Origin of the sequence: Microbacterium binotii (assembly GCF_021398715.1) — a bacterium.
Classification (GTDB): Bacteria; Actinomycetota; Actinomycetes; order Actinomycetales; family Microbacteriaceae; genus Microbacterium; species Microbacterium binotii_A.
The window spans coordinates 1,124,402-1,144,462 of record NZ_CP090347.1 but is presented as its reverse complement, the minus strand read 5'-3'; the positions used below and the strand labels follow the sequence as shown (position 1 = coordinate 1,144,462).

19 protein-coding genes and 1 tRNA gene are annotated in these 20,061 nt (G+C 70.3%); 5 read left to right on the top strand and 15 right to left on the bottom strand.

Features of this window, described 5'->3' with window-relative positions; genetic code table 11:
- Window positions 1–77 precede the first annotated feature (77 nt).
- The 3 genes from LXM64_RS05740 to LXM64_RS05730 form a co-directional block, all read right to left on the bottom strand.
- Entirely contained in the window at window positions 78–1,112 is a 1,035-nt protein-coding gene (locus LXM64_RS05740; protein WP_234074995.1) for a ribose-phosphate diphosphokinase, read from the bottom strand.
- Window positions 1,096–2,556 (bottom strand): bifunctional UDP-N-acetylglucosamine diphosphorylase/glucosamine-1-phosphate N-acetyltransferase GlmU, encoded by a 1,461-nt coding sequence (gene glmU / locus LXM64_RS05735; protein WP_234074994.1) that lies wholly within the window; start codon window positions 2,554–2,556, stop codon window positions 1,096–1,098. The genes LXM64_RS05740 and glmU overlap by 17 nt, the downstream gene beginning before the upstream one ends.
- A 1-nt stretch (window position 2,557) precedes the next feature.
- Window positions 2,558–2,629 (bottom strand) — tRNA-Gln (locus LXM64_RS05730).
- Between the two features lie 294 nt (window positions 2,630–2,923).
- On the opposite strand from LXM64_RS05730, the gene LXM64_RS05725 reads away from it, so the two are divergent.
- Window positions 2,924–3,421, top strand: a complete 498-nt coding sequence (locus LXM64_RS05725; protein WP_137417526.1) for a MarR family winged helix-turn-helix transcriptional regulator — start codon at window positions 2,924–2,926, stop codon at window positions 3,419–3,421.
- Window positions 3,418–3,942, top strand: coding sequence for a hypothetical protein (locus tag LXM64_RS05720; RefSeq protein WP_234074993.1), 525 nt, complete (start codon window positions 3,418–3,420; stop codon window positions 3,940–3,942). The genes LXM64_RS05725 and LXM64_RS05720 overlap by 4 nt, the downstream gene beginning before the upstream one ends.
- 10 nt (window positions 3,943–3,952) lie before the next feature.
- Here LXM64_RS05720 and LXM64_RS05715 read toward each other — a convergent pair whose 3' ends face one another.
- The gene (locus tag LXM64_RS05715) at window positions 3,953–4,822 is read right to left on the bottom strand and encodes an SDR family oxidoreductase (RefSeq protein ID WP_234074992.1); all 870 of its coding nucleotides are present in this window, start codon (window positions 4,820–4,822) and stop codon (window positions 3,953–3,955) included.
- Window positions 4,823–4,949: 127 nt separating this feature from the next.
- On the opposite strand from LXM64_RS05715, the gene LXM64_RS05710 reads away from it, so the two are divergent.
- Entirely contained in the window at window positions 4,950–6,749 is a 1,800-nt protein-coding gene (locus LXM64_RS05710) for an ABC-F family ATP-binding cassette domain-containing protein (RefSeq protein WP_234074991.1), read from the top strand.
- Window positions 6,750–6,768: 19 nt separating this feature from the next.
- On the opposite strand, the gene LXM64_RS05705 is transcribed toward LXM64_RS05710, so the two are convergent.
- The 9 genes from LXM64_RS05705 to LXM64_RS05665 form a co-directional block, all read right to left on the bottom strand.
- Window positions 6,769–7,761, bottom strand: coding sequence for an NAD-dependent epimerase/dehydratase family protein (locus LXM64_RS05705; RefSeq protein WP_234074990.1), 993 nt, complete (start codon window positions 7,759–7,761; stop codon window positions 6,769–6,771).
- Window positions 7,762–7,904: 143 nt separating this feature from the next.
- Complete coding sequence (locus LXM64_RS05700) at window positions 7,905–8,819, bottom strand: ABC transporter substrate-binding protein (RefSeq protein WP_234074989.1); 915 nt, start codon at window positions 8,817–8,819, stop codon at window positions 7,905–7,907.
- Between the two features lie 40 nt (window positions 8,820–8,859).
- On the bottom strand, window positions 8,860–9,582 hold the full coding sequence (locus tag LXM64_RS05695) for an ABC transporter permease (RefSeq protein ID WP_234074988.1): 723 nt from the start codon (window positions 9,580–9,582) through the stop codon (window positions 8,860–8,862).
- Window positions 9,579–10,259 (bottom strand): ABC transporter permease, encoded by a 681-nt coding sequence (locus LXM64_RS05690; protein ID WP_234074987.1) that lies wholly within the window; start codon window positions 10,257–10,259, stop codon window positions 9,579–9,581. Before LXM64_RS05690 ends, LXM64_RS05695 begins: the two co-directional genes overlap by 4 nt.
- Window position 10,260: 1 nt before the next feature.
- The gene (locus LXM64_RS05685; protein ID WP_234074986.1) at window positions 10,261–11,082 is read right to left on the bottom strand and encodes an ABC transporter ATP-binding protein; all 822 of its coding nucleotides are present in this window, start codon (window positions 11,080–11,082) and stop codon (window positions 10,261–10,263) included.
- 19 nt (window positions 11,083–11,101) lie between these two features.
- Entirely contained in the window at window positions 11,102–11,404 is a 303-nt protein-coding gene (locus LXM64_RS05680; RefSeq protein WP_234074985.1) for a DUF427 domain-containing protein, read from the bottom strand.
- A gap of 118 nt (window positions 11,405–11,522) precedes the next feature.
- Window positions 11,523–12,830: a GNAT family N-acetyltransferase gene (locus tag LXM64_RS05675; RefSeq protein WP_234074984.1), complete on the bottom strand. Its 1,308-nt coding sequence runs from the start codon at window positions 12,828–12,830 to the stop codon at window positions 11,523–11,525.
- Between the two features lie 28 nt (window positions 12,831–12,858).
- Window positions 12,859–13,791 carry a 4-(cytidine 5'-diphospho)-2-C-methyl-D-erythritol kinase gene (locus LXM64_RS05670; protein WP_234074983.1) on the bottom strand — a complete coding sequence of 311 codons (933 nt, stop codon included), beginning with the start codon at window positions 13,789–13,791 and terminating at the stop codon, window positions 12,859–12,861.
- On the bottom strand, window positions 13,788–14,774 hold the full coding sequence (locus LXM64_RS05665) for an aldo/keto reductase (protein WP_234075409.1): 987 nt from the start codon (window positions 14,772–14,774) through the stop codon (window positions 13,788–13,790). The genes LXM64_RS05670 and LXM64_RS05665 overlap by 4 nt, the downstream gene beginning before the upstream one ends.
- Before the next feature lie 159 nt (window positions 14,775–14,933).
- Between LXM64_RS05665 and LXM64_RS05660 the strand changes: the two genes are divergently transcribed.
- Entirely contained in the window at window positions 14,934–16,511 is a 1,578-nt protein-coding gene (locus LXM64_RS05660) for a stealth conserved region 3 domain-containing protein (protein WP_234074982.1), read from the top strand.
- Here LXM64_RS05660 and LXM64_RS05655 read toward each other — a convergent pair.
- Together LXM64_RS05655 and rsmA are read right to left on the bottom strand one after the other, a co-directional pair.
- Window positions 16,462–17,379, bottom strand: coding sequence for a phosphodiesterase (locus LXM64_RS05655; RefSeq protein ID WP_234074981.1), 918 nt, complete (start codon window positions 17,377–17,379; stop codon window positions 16,462–16,464). The two genes, LXM64_RS05660 and LXM64_RS05655, sit on opposite strands and share 50 nt — an antisense overlap.
- A 133-nt stretch (window positions 17,380–17,512) precedes the next feature.
- Window positions 17,513–18,382, bottom strand: a complete 870-nt coding sequence (gene rsmA / locus LXM64_RS05650; protein ID WP_234074980.1) for a 16S rRNA (adenine(1518)-N(6)/adenine(1519)-N(6))-dimethyltransferase RsmA — start codon at window positions 18,380–18,382, stop codon at window positions 17,513–17,515.
- Between the two features lie 71 nt (window positions 18,383–18,453).
- Here rsmA and LXM64_RS05645 point away from each other — a divergent pair, with 71 nt between their 5' ends.
- Window positions 18,454–19,905, top strand: coding sequence for a sugar porter family MFS transporter (locus LXM64_RS05645; RefSeq protein WP_234074979.1), 1,452 nt, complete (start codon window positions 18,454–18,456; stop codon window positions 19,903–19,905).
- Window positions 19,906–20,061: the final 156 nt, after the last annotated feature.

The following is a 20,061-nucleotide window of genomic DNA, read 5'->3' as shown; positions in this document are numbered from 1 at the left end:
CATGCGGCGGCATAGACCATCCTGCGCAGTGGACTTTTGTGACCCCTATGAATCCCGGGGAATGTGGATAAGAACGGTCAGGCGGCGCCGTCGAACATGCTCGTGACCGAGCCGTCCTCGAAGACCTCGCGGATCGCGCGGCCCAGAAGCGGCGCGATCGGCAGCACGGTCAGCGCGGGGAAACGCTTCTCTGCGGGAAGCGGAATCGTGTCCGTCACCACGACCTCGTCGATCGACGCATCCTGCAGGCGTTCGGTGGCCGGATCACTGAAGACGGCGTGCGTCGCCGCGACGATGACCCGTTCCGCACCGCTGGCCTTCAGCGCCTGCGCCGCCTTCACGATCGTGCCGCCGGTGTCGATCATGTCGTCGACCAGCAGGCACACGCGGCCCGCGACCGAGCCGACGATCTCGTTGACGGTGACCTGGTTGGCGACGTTGGGATCGCGACGCTTGTGGATGATCGCCAGCGGTGCACCGAGGCTGTCGGACCACGTGTCGGCCACCCGCACCCGGCCGGTGTCCGGCGAGACGACCGTGAGCTTCGCCCGGTCCTCGGGGCTCAGCGTGCGCTCGAAGTACTCCAGGAGCACGGGCTTCGCGAAGAGGTGGTCGACGGGACCGTTGAAGAACCCCTGGATCTGGGCGGCGTGCAGGTCGACGCTCATGACGCGGTCGGCGCCCGCCGTCTTCAGCAGGTCGGCGACCAGGCGAGCACTGATGGGCTCGCGACCGCGGCCCTTCTTGTCCTGGCGGGAGTACGGGAAGTACGGCGCCACGACGGTGATGCGCTTGGCGGATGCGCGCTTGGCCGCATCGAGCATGATGAGCGTCTCCATGAGCCACTCGTTCACCGGGGGGCCGAAGCTCTGCAGCAGGAAGAAGTCGCAGCCGCGGATCGAGACCTCGAAGCGCGTCAGGATCTCGCCCGACGCGAAGGTGCGGTACTCCGTGGGAACGAGCTGCGTGCCCAGCTGCGTGGCGACCTCCACCGCCAGCTCGGGGTGCGAGCGCCCCGAAGCCACGACGAGACGCTTCTTGGTCTTGGCGACCAGTCCCGGAGCGATTCCGCGCTCACGATCCAGATCGACCGTCTTATCTTTGCGTGCCATCGCCAGCTTCCTGTGCGGTCCGTGCGCGCTTCGCCGCATCAGCTGCGGCCGTGCCCGGCCTGTTGTTCTCGACCCATCCCTCGACGTTGCGCTGAGGGGCGACGCTGAGAGCCAGGGCACCGGCCGGAACATCCTTGCGGATGACAGCTCCGGCACCGGTTTTCGCGCCGTCTCCGATCTTAACCGGCGCCACGAACACATTGTGCGAGCCGCTGTGCACCTCGTCACCGATCTCGGTGCGGTGCTTGGCGATGTCGTCGTAGTTCGCGGTGATCGCGCCGGCGCCGAGGTTGACGCCGCGTCCGATCGTCGTGTCGCCGATGTAGGACAGGTGCGGAACCTTGCTGCCCTCGCCGATCTGGGAGTTCTTCGTCTCGACGAAGGTTCCGATCTTGCCGTCGGCCGCGAGGGTCGTGCCCGGGCGGAGGTAGGCGAACGGTCCGACGCTCGCGCGCGGGCCGATGACGGCGAGGGTCGCATCCGTGCGGCGCACGACCGCATCCTCGCCGACCTCGCAGTCGGTGAGACTCGTGTCGGGGCCGATCGTCGCGCCCGCGGCGACCGTCGTCGCCCCGAGGAGGTAGGTGCCCGGCAGCACGGTCACGTCTTCGGCGAGGGTCGCGTCGACGTCGATCCAGGTCGTCGCCGGGTCCAGGATGCTGGCGCCCGCCATCTGCCAGCGGCGCACCGTGCGGGCGTTGAGGATGCGGGCGGCCTCGGCGAGCTGCACCCGGTCGTTGACGCCGAGGGCGGCAGCGGGGTCGGGCGACTGTCCGACGGCGATGCGCTCGCCGGCGCGGCGGGCCAGTGCCACGACGTCGGTGAGGTACTTCTCGCCCTGCGCGTTGGCCTGGCCGACCTCGGGGAGGTGTCGGCGCAGCGCGTCGGCACGGAAGACGTAGACCCCCGCGTTGATCTCGGCGACCTCGGCCTCGTGGTCGGTCGCATCCTTCTGCTCGACGATGCGCTCCACGTCGCCGGACGCGTCGCGCAGCACCCGGCCGTAGCCGGTGGGGTCGGCCAGGACCGCGCTGAGCAGGGTCACGGCCGCCTCGCGCGCCCGGTGGGTCTCGACGAGCGCGCGCAGCGTCTCGGCCTCGAGCAGCGGCACGTCGCCGCTGAGCACGAGCACGTCGCCGTCGAAGGTGTCGAGGCCGGCGAGCCCGAGCTCGACCGCGCGTCCGGTGCCGGGGATCTCGTCCTGGTCGACGACGACCGCGTCGGGCGCGAGCGCCGCAACCGCCTCGGCGACGAGCGTGCGCTCGTGCCGCACCACGACCGCCACGCGCGCGGGCTCGAGCACGTGCGCCGTGCGCAGCACGTGGCCGACGAGCGGTTGCCCGGCGAGCGGATGCAGCACCTTGGGCAGGCGGGAGCGCATACGCGTTCCCTGGCCGGCGGCGAGGACGATGACGGCGAGCGGTGCGGTAAGCGATTCCGACATGCTCCGCCGCCAGGACTCGAACCTAGACCTCACAGCTCCAAAGGCTGTCGTGCTGCCATTACACCACGGCGGACCGCCCGCTCTCGGGCGGGCTCCCCCAGTCTGCCACCTGCCGCCCGACGCGCCCGCATCCACTCTCGACCTCACCGCATCCGGATCCCCCCCCCCCCCCCCCCCCCCCCCCCCCGCATCCGGATCCGGATCCGCCGCCGTCCGGGCAGCCCGCTTCCCGCGAGACTGCATCTTCTGCACGAGATCACGGGTAATGACAGTGATCTCGTGCTCGAAATGCAGTCTCGCGGGGAGGATGTGGGATGGCGGTGCGGGCGGGTGCGCGCCCGAGGGCGCCGGTCGCCATAATGTCCTCATGGCCACAGAGAGCGACGAGGTCGACCGCATCGTCGGATCGTGGATGACCCAGCGCCCTGACCTCGATTTCTCGCCGCTCGAGGTGCTCTCCCGTGTCGACCGCCTTTCGCGGCACCTCGACCGCGCCCGGCGGGAAGCGTTCCGTCGCAGCGATCTGGAGCCCTGGGAGTGGGATGTCCTCTCGGCCCTGCGGCGTTCCGGGGAGCCGTACCAGCTCAGCCCGAAGCAGCTGCTGCAGCAGACGCTCGTCTCCAGCGGCACCATGACCAACCGCATCGACCGACTCGTCGGACGTCGACTCGTGCGCCGCGAGGCGGATCCCGCCGACGGCCGCAGCGTGCACGTGATCCTCACCGACGAGGGCCGCACCCGCGTCGACGCCGCCATCACCCGCCTGGTCGATGCGGAGGCCCTGCTGCTGCAGCGACTCTCCCGCGGCGACCGCGACCGCCTCGCCGCCCTGCTGCGCAAACTCTCCCTGGGATTCGACACATGAGCGAAGACACCGCCATCACTCCCGTTCCGGATGCGGCCGGGCACAGCAGGCTGCAGCGCTGGTTCGACAACCGCTTCCGCACACCGGTCGCCATCTACGGCCTCATCGTCTACACGACGGTCGTGCTGATCGCCGACGAGGAGGCCCCCGTCAGCGAGATGCTCGCGATCGCGATCAGCAGCCTCATCGTCTTCTACCTCGCTCACGTGTTCGCGCACACGCTGTCGGACCACGGCCGCCACGGCCTCGGGGCGGCGACACGGCTCGCCTTCGTCCATTCCCTCGGCATGATCTACGCGTGCGCCCCGTCGACGATCGCCATGATCATCACGGCGTTCTTCACGACGGATGCGGGCGACGTCCAGGATGCGGCGATCTGGACGGCCCTCGCGATGCTCGCCGTCCTCGGTTTCTCGGCCTACGCCCGCACCGGCGCGAAGCTCTGGGTGCGGCTGCTCGGCGCACTCGGCACAGCGCTGTTGGGCCTGCTGGTCGTGATGCTGGAGTTCCTTCTGCACTGAGCGGTGCCGCTCATCCCAGAGAGAACCCGCCGTCACCGGTGAGCACCTGCCCCACCACCCAGCTGCCCGCGGCGCTGGTCAGCCAGGCGATCAGTTCCGCCGCGTCCTCGGGTCGACCGAAGCGTCCGAACGGGGTCGTCCGGAGGTACTCCTCGACGCCGTCCAGCGGACGGTCCGCGGTCTCGGCGTCCATGTAGCCGGTGTTCACCGGACCAGGGTTCACCGTGTTGAGCACGATGCCCAGCTCCAGCAGCTCCGCGGCGACCGATGCGGTGATGCCGGCGAGCGCGGCCTTGCTCGTCGCGTAGGCGATCTCTCCCCGCATGGGCCCGTGGATCTGACCGGAGGTCATCCAGATGACGTGACCCTGCGGCGCAGCGTACGGCTTCGCGCCGCTCACACGCTCGCCCGGGCGCCGCTGCTCGTCCCGACTCGGAGCCTTTCGGCGGGCGAACTCCGCCGTCAGCAGCAACGTCGAGCGCGCGTTCACCTGCCAGAAGGCGTCGAGACGCGCGGGCGTCATGTCGAGGATGCTGCCGTCGTCGCCGCTCTTGGCGTGATTGCAGACGAGGATGTCCACGGCGCCGGTCGCGGCGGCGGCCGCATCCATCACCCGACCGATGGCCCCTTCGTCGGCGAGATCGGCGCCGATGTCGGTCAGCACCGCTCCGGGCGCGAGCTCGGAACGGATGCCGGCGCGGACGGCGTCGAGATCGTCGGCTCCCCACGGCTGGTCGGCGTCGTGCGGACGATGGTGCTGGATGACGAGGTGCGCGCCGCGTGCGGCGAGTGCGCGGGCGACGGCGTAGCCGATGCCGCGACGGCGCGAGACGCCGGTGATGAGAGCGGTCCGGCCGCTCAGGGGAAGATCTGCGTGCATGGGTGAACCCTTTCCGAGGCGCGCGAGCGCGCGTTGACGGGAGAAGAAGGCGGGTCACCGGCATTGCATGCTGCGAGCGTAGCAACCGCACCGGGCGCGCGAGGCGGTCATCTAGCCTGGAAGCAACATGGCTCATCTACTCGGCGGCGAAGCCCTCCACCTCGAATACCCGACGAAGGTCGTCTTCGATTCCGTCTCGCTCGGTGTGAACGAGGGCGACCGCATCGGCATCGTCGGCCGCAACGGCGACGGCAAGTCCACCCTTCTCGGAATGCTCGCCGGACGCACCGAACCCGACAGCGGACGGGTCACCGTCCGCGGCGGCGTGCGGATCGGCGTGCTGGATCAGGCCGACACCCTCGTCGACGGACGCTCGATCGGCGAGAGCGTCGTCGGCGACCGCCCCGAGCACGAGTGGGCGGGCGACGCCCGCGCCCGCGACGTCATCGCGGGACTCCTCGGCGACCTCGACTGGGATGCGGATGTCGCCACCCTCTCCGGTGGCCAGCGGCGCCGCGTGGCGCTCGCGGCACTCCTCGCCGGCGACTGGGACGTCATCGCCCTCGACGAGCCCACCAACCACCTCGACGTGGAGGCGATCAGCTGGCTCGCCGCGCACCTGAAGAAGAGATGGCCCGCCACCGCCGGCGGCCTGCTCGTGGTCACACACGACCGGTGGTTCCTCGACGAGGTCTGCACCGTGACCTGGGAGGTGCACGACCGCATCGTCGAGCCCTTCGAAGGCGGCTACGCCGCGTACATCCTGCAGCGCGTCGAGCGCGACCGCCAGGCTGCGGCCATCGAGTCGAAGCGGCAGAACCTGGCCCGCAAGGAGCTGGCGTGGCTGCGCCGCGGCGCGCCCGCACGCACGTCGAAGCCGAAGTTCCGCATCGATGCGGCGAACGAGCTCATCGCCGATGTCCCCGAGATCCGCGACAGCGTGTCGCTGCGTTCCCTCGCCGTCGCCCGACTCGGCAAAGACGTCGTGGACCTGCTCGACGCCTCCGTCTCCTACGACGACCGCGAAGTGCTGCACGAGGTGGAGTGGCGCATCGCCCCCGGCGAGCGCACCGGCATCCTCGGGGTGAACGGCGCCGGCAAGTCCACGCTGCTGGGGCTCGTCTCGGGCGAGATCGCACCGACCGCGGGGCGCGTGAAGCGCGGCAAGACCGTGCAGGTCGCGACGCTCTCGCAGCGCATGGACGAGCTCGACGAGCATCTCGACTCCCCCGTGCGCGTCGTGCTCGCAGGTCTTCGCACGACCTACTCGTTCGGGGCGGGGTCGAAGGCGCAGGAGCTCACCCCCGGTCAGCTGCTCGAACGCCTCGGATTCTCCAGCGCGCAGCTCTCGACACCGGTCAAGGACCTGTCGGGGGGCCAGAAGCGGCGCCTGCAGCTGCTTCTCGTCCTGCTCTCACAGCCCAACGTGCTGATCCTCGATGAGCCGACCAACGACCTCGACACCGACATGCTCGCGGCGATGGAGGATCTGCTCGACTCGTGGCCGGGTACCCTCGTCGTCGTCTCGCACGACCGGTACTTCCTCGAGCGCGTCACCGACCAGCAGTACGCGATCCTCGACGGCCGACTCCGGCACCTGCCCGGCGGCGTCGACGAGTATCTGCGCCTGCGTGCCGCACAGCCGGCGAACACCGGAGCGGAGCGCCAGAAGCCGGCGGATGCGGCGGCCGCATCCCCCGCGCTCGCGGGTGCCGAGCGTCGCGCCGCCGAGAAGGAGCTGTCGGCGATCGACCGGCGCCTCGCGAAGCTGCAGACCGAGATCGCCGCGCTGGACGCCCGGTTCGCCGACGCCCACGACGACTACGACCGGCTCCTCGAGCTGCAGCGCACCCGTGACGGGTACGTCGCCGAGGTCGCCGGCCTCGAAGAGCGCTGGCTGGAACTCGGCGAGGCGCTCGACGACTGAGCGCCCCGCCGAAGGTTCGTCAGGCCGGGACGGTCTCGCGCGGATGCTCGACGCACCAGGCGAGGCAGGCGCGGATCTCGCCCAGGACATCGTCGGGTTCGACGTCGAGGGCGATCGTGTCTGCCACATCCCCCACCGCGCGCTTCTCACCCAAGAGTGCCGTGTCTGCGGGGTGCAGACCGAACTCGCGACCGACCGCCTGCACCTCGGCCTCGCGGGCCTCGGAGGTGGGAAGCAGGTCGCCGAGCGGCACCACGGCGACGTCGTGCGGGTCGCGCCCGACCGCCTCGCAGCACAGTTCGAGGAACTGGGAGTGGCTGAGCTCGTAGGCGCTCAGGGTGTACCGGCTGCCGTGCGTGCCCCGCTCCATCGCTCCGACGGCGGCCTGCGCGACCTGGCGCACGGTGACCGCGGATGTGGACCCGCCCAGCACCGGGATCGGACCGGCGCTGGATGCGACCGCATCCAGCACGGCCTGCCAGCGGGGGCGCTGCCCGGCCACGACGCCAAAGATGTACGGCAGGCGCAGCACCATGACATCCATCGCGCCGTCGCCCTCGAGCACCGCGACCTCCTCCTGCGCGTAACGGGAGCGCGGGTAGGCGTTGCGGGTGCGGAACCCGAGCTCGGGCCAGCGCTCGCCCCACTCGGCGGTGTCGGAGCCGAAGACGATGAAGCGCCCGACACCGGCCGCGCGCGCGAGGCGTGCGAGGCGCTGCGTCGGGACGACGTTGGCCTCGTAGTAGAAGCGGGATGCGGGGGCGGGCGGGAGCGTGCGCTCATCGGCGCCCATCGCGAAGAACACCGCATCCGTGCCGGTCAGCAGGTCGGCCAGCTCGCCGTCGGTCATCAGGTTCAGGTCGCCCCAGTGGGCATCGACCTCGACCGGAAGCTCCGGAGCATCGGTCGCGGGAAGCGCGAGGGTCGCGACCCGATAGCCGCGACGCAGGAGCTCCTGCGTGGTGTGGTAGCCGAGGAGGCCAGTGCCGCCGACGACGAGTGCGCGTTGCATGATGAGCCCTTCCGCGCCGATCCCCTCGGCGCCCTGTGTCTTCGACGCTAGGCGCGCGCATCCGGACGCAGCAGGGGCGAAGGTCCCACGACGAAGGGACCCCGGCGCGGTGCACGCCGAGGTCCCTTCGCTGATGGAGGCGGTCAGCTCAGGCCGTTGTCCGCCAGCCACTTCTTTGCGATGTCGGCGGAGGAGGCCTTGTCGACCGTGCTCTCGACGTTCAGCGCGACGAGGCCCTCAGGCGTCAGCGCGGCGCTCACCTTGTTGATGACGTCGGCGATGTCGCCGGCGACGTCCTTGTTGACGAGCGGAACGACGTTCGACGCGAGGAACAGCGACTTCGGGTCTTCCAGGACCTTCAGCTTCTGGGTCTGGATCTGCGGGTCGGCCGTGAACACGTTGGCGACGTTCACGGTGCCGGCCACGAGGTCTTCGACCGTGGTCGCGCCGGTCGCCTGGAAGGTCACGTCGATGCCGTAGGTGCTCTTGAGACCGGTGGGTCCGTACGGACGGTCGGCGAGCTCGGGCGGGCCGCCCAGGGTCAGCGGCTCGGTGACCTTCGAGAGGTCGGCGATGGTCTCGAGGCCCCACTGCTCGGCGAACGCCTCTGTGACCGTGTACGAGTCCTGGTCGCTCGCCGTCGACTGGTCGAGCACCGTGAGGTTCTCGGGCAGGGCCTCCTCGAGCGCGGCGTAGACGTCGTCGGACGAACGCGCCTCCGTGTCCGGCTCGAAGAACTGGAGCAGGTTGCCGGTGTACTCCGGGAACAGCGTGATGGCGCCGCTCTCGAGCTCGGGCAGGTACGCGTCGCGCTGACCGATCGTGAAGTCGCGCTGCACCGTGAAGCCGGCGCCCTCGAGCGCCTGGGCGTAGATCTCCGCGATGATCTCGTTCGAGTAGTAGTCCTGCGAGCCGACGACGATCGTGTCGGACGGCGCCTTCGTCTGGTCGCCGTCCGAGAGCGGGTCGGAAGAGGACGCGCAGCCGGCGAGGGCCAGCGCCGAGGTGAGCGCGACGGCGCCGACGAGGGCGACGCGGCGACGGAATGCTGTGGACATGGTGTTCCTTCCTGGTGGATTCGGGACGTGTACGGCAGGCTCAGACGGCCTGCACGGATCGGGAGCGCAGCCGCCGCGGCGTGCGCGACGACGCCTGGACACGGATGCCGGCGGGTACGGCGGCACGCTGGGCGAGGGCGAGCAGCGCATCGAGCACGAGCGCGAGGAGGGCGACGACGATCGCCCCGCCCAGCACCTGGTCGATCCGCCGCAGAGGAATGCCCTGGATGATCGGCAGGCCGAGCCCGCCGAGGCCGACGTAGGCGGCGATCGTCACGGTGGCGACGACCTGCAGGACGGCCGAGCGGATGCCGCCGACGAGCAGCGGGAGGCCGAGCGGAATCTCCACGCGCCACAGGGTCTGCCACTCGGTCATCCCCATCGCGCGGGCGGCGTCGATGACGCGCCGGTCGATGGCCTCGAGCCCGGTGTAGGCGCCGGCGAGCAGCGCCGGGATGGCGAGGACGACGAAGGTCACGACCGCCGCTTCCGGCTTGTGCAGCACGCCCATGAGCAGCACCAGCAGCACCAGCAGGCCGAAAGACGGCACAGCGCGGGCGGCGCCCGAGATGGCCACCGCGATCTCGCGGCCGCGGCCGGTGTGGCCGATGGCGAGGCCCGCGGGAATCGCGATCACCCCTGCGATCGCCACGGCGACCGCCGTGTAGCCGAGCTGCTGGAGCAGCAGCACCTGCAGCGCGCTCGGACCGCTGTACTGCTCGGGCGAGAACAGCCAGACGATCGCATCCCAGAACACGTTCATGCCGCGGCCTCCGCTCGCGCGGCCACACGACGACGGGTCGGGCGGACGGTGCGGCTCCACGGCATCAGCAAGCGCCCGAGCAGTACCAGCAGGAGGTCGATGAGGAGCGCCAGGATGACGACGGCGACGACACCCGCGAAGACCTCCTCGAGGATGCGGCGCTGCAGTCCGTTCGTGAAGAGATAGCCGAGGTTGGTGACGCCGACGAGGATGCCGACCGTCGCGAGCGAGATCGTCGAGACCGCCGCGACGCGCAGGCCCGCGAGGATCACCGGCCCCGCCAACGGGAGGTCGACGGCGAAGAACCGCCGGAAGCCGCCGTAGCCCATGGCCGTGGCCGCCTGGCGTATGCCCGCATCCACCGAGTCCAGGCCGTCCGTCACGGCGCGCGTGAGGATCGCGATCGCGTAGATCGTGAGTCCGACGATGAGGTTGAACTCGGTCGGGATGCGGTAGCCGAGAGCCGTCGGCAACAGAATCAGCAGCGCGAGGGACGGGATGGTGTAGAGCAGGCCTGTGACGGTGATGACCCAGCCGCGCAGCAGACGATACCGCCACGCCACCCACCCCAGCGGGATCGACAGGACGAACCCGACGACGATCGCGATGAGGCTCTGGCGCAGATGGTCGAGAGCCAACTCCGCGATCATCCCGAGGTTCGCGAGGACCCAGCTCATCTCACCCGCCGTCCTCGACGAGGGCGCCCTGCGTGCGGCCCTCGGCGTCGACGACGACCGTGCGCCCGCCCACGTCCTTCAGCCGGAGCGCGCGCTTGCCCTTATCGGCGCCGATGAAGGCGGAGACGAAGTCGTCGGCGGGAGCCTGCATGATCTCGCTCGGACTGCCGACCTGGAGCTTCTGCGCCCCCTTCGCGAGGATCACGACCTGGTCGCCCAGCAGGAACGCCTCGTCGATGTCGTGGGTGACGAACACCACGGTCTTGCCGAGGTCGCGCTGCAGTCGGATCAGCTCCTGCTGGAGTTCCGCGCGCACGATCGGGTCGACCGCGCCGAACGGTTCGTCCATCAAGAGGATGTTGGGGTCGGCCGCGAGTCCGCGCGCCACGCCCACCCGCTGCTGCTGACCGCCGGAGAGCTGGCTCGGATAGCGGTCGGCGAGGGCCGTGTCGAGCCCGACGGTCTCCATGAGCTCGAGCGCCCGCCGCCGCGCATCACGGCGAGAGGTGCCGCCCAGGACCGGCACGGTGGCGATGTTGTCGGCGACGGTGAAGTGCGGCAGCAGACCGGAGTTCTGCATGACGTAGCCGATCCGCCGGCGCAGCGACACGGGCGAACCCGCCGAGACGTTCTCTCCGTCGATCTCGATGACGCCTGCGGTCGGCTCGACCATGCGGTTGATCATGCGCAGCAACGTCGTCTTGCCGCATCCAGACGAGCCGACGAACACGGTCGTCTGGCGCGACGGGATGACCAAGGAGAAGTCGTTGACCGCGCGCGTGCCGTCGGGAAACCGCTTGTCGACGCCGCGGAACTCGATCATGCCCGGTCCCGCGCCGCGGTCACTCGGTGACCTCGACTTCTTTCCAGAAGGCCACGTATCCCGAGAAGTCCGCGCCGACCTTCTCGATCGCGCCCGGATAGGGCTCGGGATACGACCATGCGCGGTCGGCGAGCTCGCGGCCGTCCGCCGTGACCGTGAAGTAGTGCGCCGCGCCCTTCCACGGACAGGTGTAGGGCGTCGGGCTGTCCACGAGCACGCCTTCGGCGATGCTCGCCGGCGGGAAGTACCAGTTGCCCTCGATGCGGATCAGATCTTCCTTCGGAGCCTCCGCGAGCACCGTGTCACCCAAAAGAGCCTTCATCGCCGCCTCCCAGCCGGGCCAGATCCCCGCAGAACAGCGGAGGTGCACCCACGTTACCGACCCCCGACGACACGGGCTCCGGCGGTTGCGTCACGCGGCGTCATGTGCTCGCATCACATCAGTACCAGTAGCTCAGACGCACCGGGAGGTGCCATCCGAACAGACGGGCGAGCGCCACGGGGTCCTGGGCGTCGATACGACCCGCCGCGGCCAGCGTCACCGCCGAGACCTGACCCAGGAAGATCGCGGCGAGCTCCGCGACGCCCAGGTGCGCGTCGGCGGGATCGCCGGTCTCGGTCACGGAGGCAACTCCCCCCTCGTCGACACTCAGGCGGAACCGGCCGCCCGCGAGACCCAAGGGGTCGTGCACGTCGAGCACGACCGACCCCGCGCCCTCGTAGCGCCGCCCGCTCAGCAGCGCGGGCGTATCGAGAACGCGCAGGTAGTGGTGGTCACGGAGGGTGAGCGTGGCGGCCCGGCGGTCGGAGATCATCCACAGCAACGGCTCGTCCACGGCCAGCTCGCTCGCGCGTACCGTGCCGATCAGATCCATCTCGATGAAGAAACGCCACAGACCCGCGTAGGCGTCCGCGTCCGCCGCGGCGAGGTAGGTGATCGTGACGGTCGATCGCGTGAAGTCGTCGTGGTTCTCGTCGACGGAGTAGAGGGCGAGACCGGTGATCTCGCCGGATGCGGCCGTGTACTGCACCGCGCGGGTGTGCCCGGGCTTCTCCGCATCGGCGCGCGTGCCCGCGAAGCGGTCCCAGTGCCCGCGCGGCATCTCGACCTCACCGGGCGCGTGCGCGCGGATGCGATCGAAGAGGTCCGGGGCGAGTTCGCGCCAACTCTCCCGGGCGATGAAGTCCACGCGACCCGACGGGGCGGGTCCCGCCCACGCGGCGCGCTTGACGTCGATCTCGATGCTCGCGGCGGCCACGGCCTGCGCGAACCCGAATCGGCCGTAGAGCGTCGACTCGCTCACCGTCAGGCTCGCGACCGGCAGCCCGAGCGCCGCGGCCGTGCGCAGCTCGCCCTCCATCATCGCGCGCCAGATGCCGCGCCGGCGATGCGTGGGCGCCACGGTGACGGAGCTGATCGCGCAGGAGTCGACGACGCCGCCGGGCACGGTGAGCTCCCCCACCCACGAGGCGAGGGTCCCCACGGGCACCTCGGGCTGGGGAACGGACTCGTCGAGCACCGCGATCATGCGGCGATGCCCGCGGAACCCGCGACCGGTCTCGCGCTGCGCATCCGTGGGCTCGTCTCCCAGGAACCCGCGGGTGACCGCGGCCTGCCAGCCGTCGAAGGCGCGATCGTCGTCGTCGGCGAGACGCACGAGCTGCAGGCCGTCGCCCGCCAGACGCGCAGCGGATGCGGCGTCGACGGGCCCCTCGTGCTGACGGGTGATGAGGTCGTGGGCAGACATGCGTGTCCTCCTGATGAGCGGCGCGCGCTCAGTCGATGATTCGGGCGCCGGGCACCGGCCCGTGCACGTGGTGGGCAACGTACCCGCTCGCGCTGAGCACGATCTGGAGCTCGATCGCGGACTCGGCGTCGGCGGCGAGGAACGCGAGCGTGGGCCCTGATCCCGAGACGAGACCCACCAGCGCCCCCTCACGCTCCCCCGCCTCCAGGACCTCGCCGAGACGGGGACGCAGGCTCAACGCCGCGACCTGCAGATCGTTGCGGGCCGACGAGGCCAGCATGGCCGCATCCCCCGCTCGAAGCGCGTGCAGCACGTCGTTGTCGACGCGGGGTCGCCGTGAGGCCGGCGAGATGTCGAGCGCGTGCCGGGCACGATGCTCGTCCAGCGCGCGGTACACCTCGGGCGTGGACAGACCGTCCTGGCTCGTGACGATGACCCAGTCGAACCGGCCGCGGGCGAGCGCGGGGTTCAGTTCGTCGCCCCGGCCCACACCGACCGCGGTGCCGCCCATGAGCGCGAAGGGCACGTCGGCCCCCAGTCGCGCGGCGAGCGCCTGCAGCTGCGGCGTTCCCAGCCGGGTGTCCCAGAGGGCATCGCAGGCCAGGAGGGTCGCCGCCGCATCCGCGGATCCGCCTCCCATGCCTCCCGCGACGGGGACGCCCTTGTGGATCTCGAGGTGCACGCCGCCCCGGTGGCCGGTCTCGGCCGCGAGGAGCCGTGCCGCGCGGACGGCCAGATTGCGGTCGTCGAGCGGCACCCCCGCCACGTCGACGGAGCCCGTCACCTCGACGCTGATCGTGTCGGCCGGCGTCACCCAGACATCCTCGAACGCCGACACTGCCTGGTACGCGCTCGCGACGTCGTGATAGCCGTCGTCCTGCACCTGACCGACCTCGAGGAAGACGTTGATCTTCCCCGGGGCGCGCACATGGACGCGCGACGGCACTCGCGAGATGCTCACAGTTTCGAGGACACCGCCCACAGGTCGACGTCGATGCCCTCGGCCAGCGCGTCGATGCGCTCCAGCTCCTCGGCGTCGAAGGCGGCCCCGGTGAGAGCGGCGACGTTCTCGTCGATCTGCTCGACGCTGGACGCGCCGATGAGCGCGGACGCGACCGTCGGCTCGCGCAGCACCCACTGGATCGCCATCTGCGCGAGGGTCTGACCCCGCTCCTTCGCCACCACGTTGAGTCCGCGCAGCGCCGCGATCGTGGCGTGCGAGAGCGGCTTGTCGGGCAGCGAGCTCCGGGTCTGCGAGCGCTGACCGCGCCCGTCTCCGAGATACTTGCCGGTCAGCAGGCCCTGCGCCAGCGGCGTGAAGGCGATGGCCGACATCTCCTCCTGGCGCAGCACGCCGGTCAGACCGTCCTCGACCCAGCGGTTGAGGATCGAGTAGGCGGGCTGGTGGATCACGAGCGGTGTTCCGAGGCTGCGCGCCACGGCCGACGCGACGGCCGTGCGCTCGGCGCTGTACGACGAGATGCCGACGTAGAGCGCCTTGCCCTGGCGCACGAGGGTGTCGAGGGCGCCGATGGTCTCCTCGATCGGCGTCACGGGGTCGACCCGGTGCGAGTAGAAGATGTCGACGTAGTCGAGGTTCATCCGCTTCAGCGACTGCTCGGCGCCCGCGAGGATGTGCTTGCGCGAGGCGTAGTCGCCGTAGGGACCGGGCCACATGTCCCAGCCCGCCTTCGACGAGATGATCAGCTCGTCGCGGTAACGACCGAAGTCCTCGCGCATCATGCGCCCGAAGTTCGTCTCCGCGGCGCCGTAGGGAGGACCGTAGTTGTCGGCGAGGTCGAAGTGTGTGATGCCGCTGTCGAAGGAGTGGCGGAGGATCTCGCGCTGCTTGTCGAACGCGACGTTGTCACCGAAGTTCCACCACAGTCCGAGCGAGATCGGCGGCAGGTACAGACCCGATCGGCCGACCTGGCGGTAGTCCATCGCACCGTAGCGCTCGTCGGCGGCGGTGTAGGGACGGTGGATCTCGGGGACGTTCGGACGGAAACGCGGCGCAGTCACCCCTGAAGCCTATCCACGGCGACCTCCGAGCGCGGGCCCTTGCGAAACTCGCCGGAAACGCGCGCGGTCTACGCTGACGAGATGGTCTCTCTGTCTGCTCTCCCCGCCGGCCCCCACCCCTGGGCGGCGCTTCTGACGCGTGAGGACATCGTGCTCGAATCGGGCATGCTCCACCTGCGTCACGACGATCTCTCCCCGCTCGACGCGCACCTCGCGGATCTCGCGATGATCGCGGACGCGCTGACGGACGCCGGCATCGAGCCGCTGCTGATCCGCCACGGGCTGCGCGACGAGGCGATCGTCGTGGACGTGGCCGATCAGGACCGCGCATGGGAGGCCGTGACGCGGCTGTGCGTCGGCGAACCGGTGTACGTCAAGCCCAAGGGCCTGAGCGCGGTGCCCGCCCCCGACCACACCCCGCGACGCGGCGCGCCGAGCGCCCTGCGCGTCTTCCGCCCGCGGCTGGCGGGATCGCTGCGTTACGGCGCAGCGCACGGCGTGCGCCTCGAGTTCTGGCGCTTCGGCGCCGAGACGGTCGAAGCACCGCATGCCAACGCGCTGACCCGGCGCACCATCGCCGCAGCCGACATCGAGCGTGTCAGCATCCAGCGGCACGGCCGCACCTGGCAGAGCCTGCGCGGCATGTTCGACCCGCATCCGAACGAGATGGTCGACGACATCGACATGGTCTTCTCGTGGGTCGACGGGTCGTCGAGCGAGTTCCAGCGCCAGCGCGCGGCGCAGATGGCCGGTTACGTGGTGGGCGAAGGCGACGACGGACCGGCCCGCTACCGGCACGTCGACGAGCTGCGCTACGCGCTGCGCAGCGTCTACATGTATGCGCCGTGGGTGCGTCGCATCTTCATCGCCACCGACTCGCCGACACCTGCCTGGCTCGCCGACCACCCGCGGGTGACGGTCGTGCGCAGCGAGGAGTTCTTCGCCGACACCTCGGTGCTGCCGATCCACAACTCGCACGCCGTCGAGGCACAGCTGCACCGCATCGACGGGCTCGCCGAGCATTTCCTCTACTCGAACGACGACATGTTCTTCGGCCGGAGCGTCGCGCCGGAGCTGTTCTTCTCCCCCGCCGGCATCTCGCAATTCGTGGAGTGCGACGTGCGCATCGGCACGGGGCCGAACGCCCCGCACCGCAGCGGCCACGACAACGCCCTGCGGGTCAACCGCGAGCTCCTGCGCGAGCGCTTCGGACGCACCATCACGCACGACCTCGAGCACTGCGCGACGCCCCTTCGCCGCAGCGTGATGGCCGAGCTGGAGCAGACGTTCGCCGAGGACTTCGCGCGCACCGCCGCATCCCGGTTCCGCTCGGCCACCGACATCTCGGTGACGAACAGCCTGTACCACTACTACGCCGCCTTCACCGGGCGCGCGGTGGCGACGACGGCTCCGCGCACCCGCTACTACCAGACGACCATGGCGGAGTCGTTGCGACGCATGAGCAGGCTTGCCGAGCGCCGCGACGTCGACATGTTCTGCCTGAACGACGGCGGTTCGGCCGAGGTTCCCGAAGAGGTGCGCGTGCGCGTGGTGACCGAGCTCCTGGAGCGCATGTTCCCGGTACGCGCGCCGTGGGAACTGCCCGCGGTCAGCGCAGCATCGGGATGGGAGCGGTCGGAGGCGTCCGCCCTGCGCTGACGTCCTGCGCGATGCCCGCCGAGTGCAGGCGGCGCTGCGCCTCGACCGGGTCGATGTACTCGAGCGGATGCGGCGCGTCGACCGTGACGACGGAGTGCACGACGGTCTCGGCGAACACGTGCACGAGGTTGTACGACTGCGCGCCGTCCTGCGGGCGCGTTCCGCCGACCGGGACCGTGAGGTCCTGGGCGTAGCAGGTCGAGGACGCGACCGAGACCGGGACGCCGGCGAACGTCGCGAAGGTCGAGTAATGCAGGTGGCCGGCGATGATCGCCCGCACGTCGCTGCCGCGCAGCACGTCGGCGAGCGCGCGCTGATCGCGCAGCTCGACGCTCGCCGCGAGCGGGAGCACACTCGGCACGGGCGGATGGTGCATGGCGAGGATCGTGCCGAGCGGCGCCGGCTGGGCCAACTGCTCCCGCAGCCAGGCGAGCTGTGCGGGGCGCAGCTCGCCGTGGTGAGCACCGGGGACGCTCGTGTCGAGCGTGATCAGGCGGAGTCCGTCGATCTCGTCGACGCGGTCGAAGGGGGTCGTGGCGGGGGCCGCATCCAGCAGGCGCGCACGGAACGCTCCGCGCTCGTCATGGTTGCCCATCACCCAGAACACCGGCGCTTCCAGGTGTCGGGCGAAGGGCTCGACGAGGCCGCGCAGGGCCGTGTACGCATCCGCCTCGCCCAGGTCGACGAGGTCGCCCGTGAACACGATGCCGTCGGGACGGATGCCGCTCGTCTCGATGCGCTCGAGCGCGCGCTCGAGCAGGCGGAGCCCGTCCACGCGGTCGAACAGCTTCGGCCCCGGCGCTCGCAGGTGGGTGTCGCTCAGGTGCAGCAGTACGCGTTCGGCCGCCGGATACTCCCCAGCACGCATGGGTCCGTCCCTTTCACGGGCCGCTCGGGCGCGGCCTTCGTTCCCGCGAATGTTACCGGCATGTTTCGTACCGGCGGCTGAACACACGGTGAATCCCTCAGTTGCAGCCGGTGACGATCCGGGGCGGGAGCGCTCAGTCGGTGAGGGTGCGCAGCTCGCTGGGCCGCACGCGGGCGATCCGCTGGAAGTCGTCGATCGTCAGCTGCTCGCCCCGGAGGGTCGGATCCACCCCGGCCGCCTCGAGCACGGCGCTCGCGGATGCGGCCGACCCGCCGAACAGTCCCGACAGCGCCTGGCGCAGCATCTTGCGGCGCTGCTGGAACGCGGCGTCCACGACGCGGAACGTCGCGACGCGCTCCGCCTCGTCGCCGCGCGCCTGGGCGTCGCGTCGGAATCCGACGAGCACGCTGTCGACGTTCGGGACCGGCCAGAAGACATGGCGCGACACGGTCCCCGCCAGCCGCCACGAGCCGTACCAGGCGGCCTTGACGCTCGGGGCGCCGTAGACCTTGGACCCGGGAGGGGCGGCGAGGCGCTCGCCGACCTCCGCCTGCACCATGACGACGCCGCGCTGGAGGTGACCGAAGTGCTCGAGGAAGTGCAGGAGCACCGGCACCGAGACGTTGTAGGGCAGGTTGGCCACGAGCACCGTGGGCTCGCCGGGCAGGTCCCGGATGGTGAGCGCATCCGCATCCACGACGCGCAGCATCCCATCGCGCACCCCGTGGGCGCGTGCGGTGGCCGGCAGTCGCTCGGCGAGCCGGTGATCGATCTCCACCGCCACCACGCTCGCGCCCGTCTCGAGGATCGCGAGGGTGAGGGAGCCGAGCCCGGGCCCGACCTCCACGACGTGCTCACCGGCCGCGACGCCGGCGACCTGCACGATCTTTCGCACCGTGTTGGCATCGACGACGAAGTTCTGCCCCAGTTTCTTCGTCGGAGTGACATCGAGCTCGGCGGCCAGCGCGCGGATCTCGGCCGCGCCGAGCAGGTGCACGGTCATGTGTATAACCCTAGACAACCGTCGAGCCAAGTCCGACCCTGAGAGAACGCTGGCAGGGTTAGGGTGACGAAATGACCACCGAAGCACTCCCCACGGGGACGTTCTCGATGCGCAGTCCGTTCGGACGCCGGGCGATCGGACTCTCCGTCGCCGCGGCCGTGGGCGGGTTCCTCTTCGGGTTCGACTCCTCCGTCATCAACGGCGCCGTGAAATCCATCGAGGCGGACTACACGAAGGAGCCGATCCTCACCGGCTTCGTCGTGGCGGTCGCACTCCTCGGCTGCGCCGTCGGTGCGATCCTCGCCGGCGCCCTCTCCGACCGTTTCGGTCGCCTGCGCGTGATGTTGCTGGGCTCGGTGCTGTTCCTCGTCAGCTCGGTCGGCTCCGCGCTGACCTTCAGCGTCCCCGACCTGATCGTGTGGCGCGTGCTGGGCGGTCTCGGCATCGGCATCGCCTCGGTGGTCGCGCCGGCCTACATCGCGGAAGTCGCCCCGCGGCAGATCCGCGGGTCGCTGGCGTCGCTGCAGCAGCTGGCCATCACGCTCGGCATCTTCGCCGCGCTCCTGAGCAACGCCGTCCTCGCCGGCGCGGCGGGCGGTGCCGACGACACGCTCTGGTGGGGGCTGGAGGCCTGGCGCTGGATGTTCCTCATCGGCGTGATCCCCGCCGCCGTCTACGGCATCCTCTCGTTCACGATGCCCGAGTCCCCCCGCTACCTGCTCGCGCGGGGCCGCACCCAGGAGGCGAAGGAGATCTTCGCCCGCCTCGTTCCCGCCGCCGACCTCGACAAGACCGTCAACGAGCTGACGACCGCCATCGAGACGGACCGCAAGAACGCGAAGGCCAGCCTCGCCGGCCCCGCGCTCGGGCTGAATCCCATCGTGTGGATCGGCGTCATCCTGTCGGTGTTCCAGCAGTTCGTGGGCATCAACGTGATCTTCTACTACTCGACGACGCTCTGGCAGGCGGTCGGCTTCGACGAGAGCAACGCGCTGCTGGTCAGCGTCATCACGAGCGTCACCAACGTGCTCGTGACCCTCATCGCGATCTTCCTCGTGGACCGGGTCGGACGTAAGCCCATCCTGCTGACCGGCTCCGTCCTGATGGCGCTGTCGCTGGGGGCCATGGCGCTGTCGTTCTCGTTCGCCACCGGAGAGGGCACCGACATCTCCCTGCCGGGTCCCTGGGGGCCGGTCGCCCTGGTCGCGGCGAACCTGTTCGTCGTCGGCTTCGGCGCCTCGTGGGGTCCGCTCGTCTGGGTCCTGCTCGGCGAGATCTTCCCCAGCCGCATCCGCGGCAAGGCCCTCGGCGTGGCCGCCGGTGCGCAGTGGATCGCGAACTTCCTCGTGTCGTGGACCTTCCCGGAGCTCTCGGCCTGGTCGCTGCCCCTGACCTACCTCATGTACGCGATCTTCGCGGCTCTGTCGTTCGTCTTCGTGCTCTGGAAGATCCCTGAGACCAAGGGCATGGAGCTCGAACAGACCGAGACGCTGTTCGTCAAGAAACCCCGTCAGAAGAAGTGAGAGGAGCCGACATGACCAACAACTCCAAGTCGCACGAGGAGATCCGCGAAGAGCGGGAGAAGGCGCAGAAGGAGAAGGACCGCCTCGAGGCGCAGGAGGAGAAGCGCCTCGACGACGAGGACCGCTGAGCCGCATCCCTCCAACAGGAGAAATCCC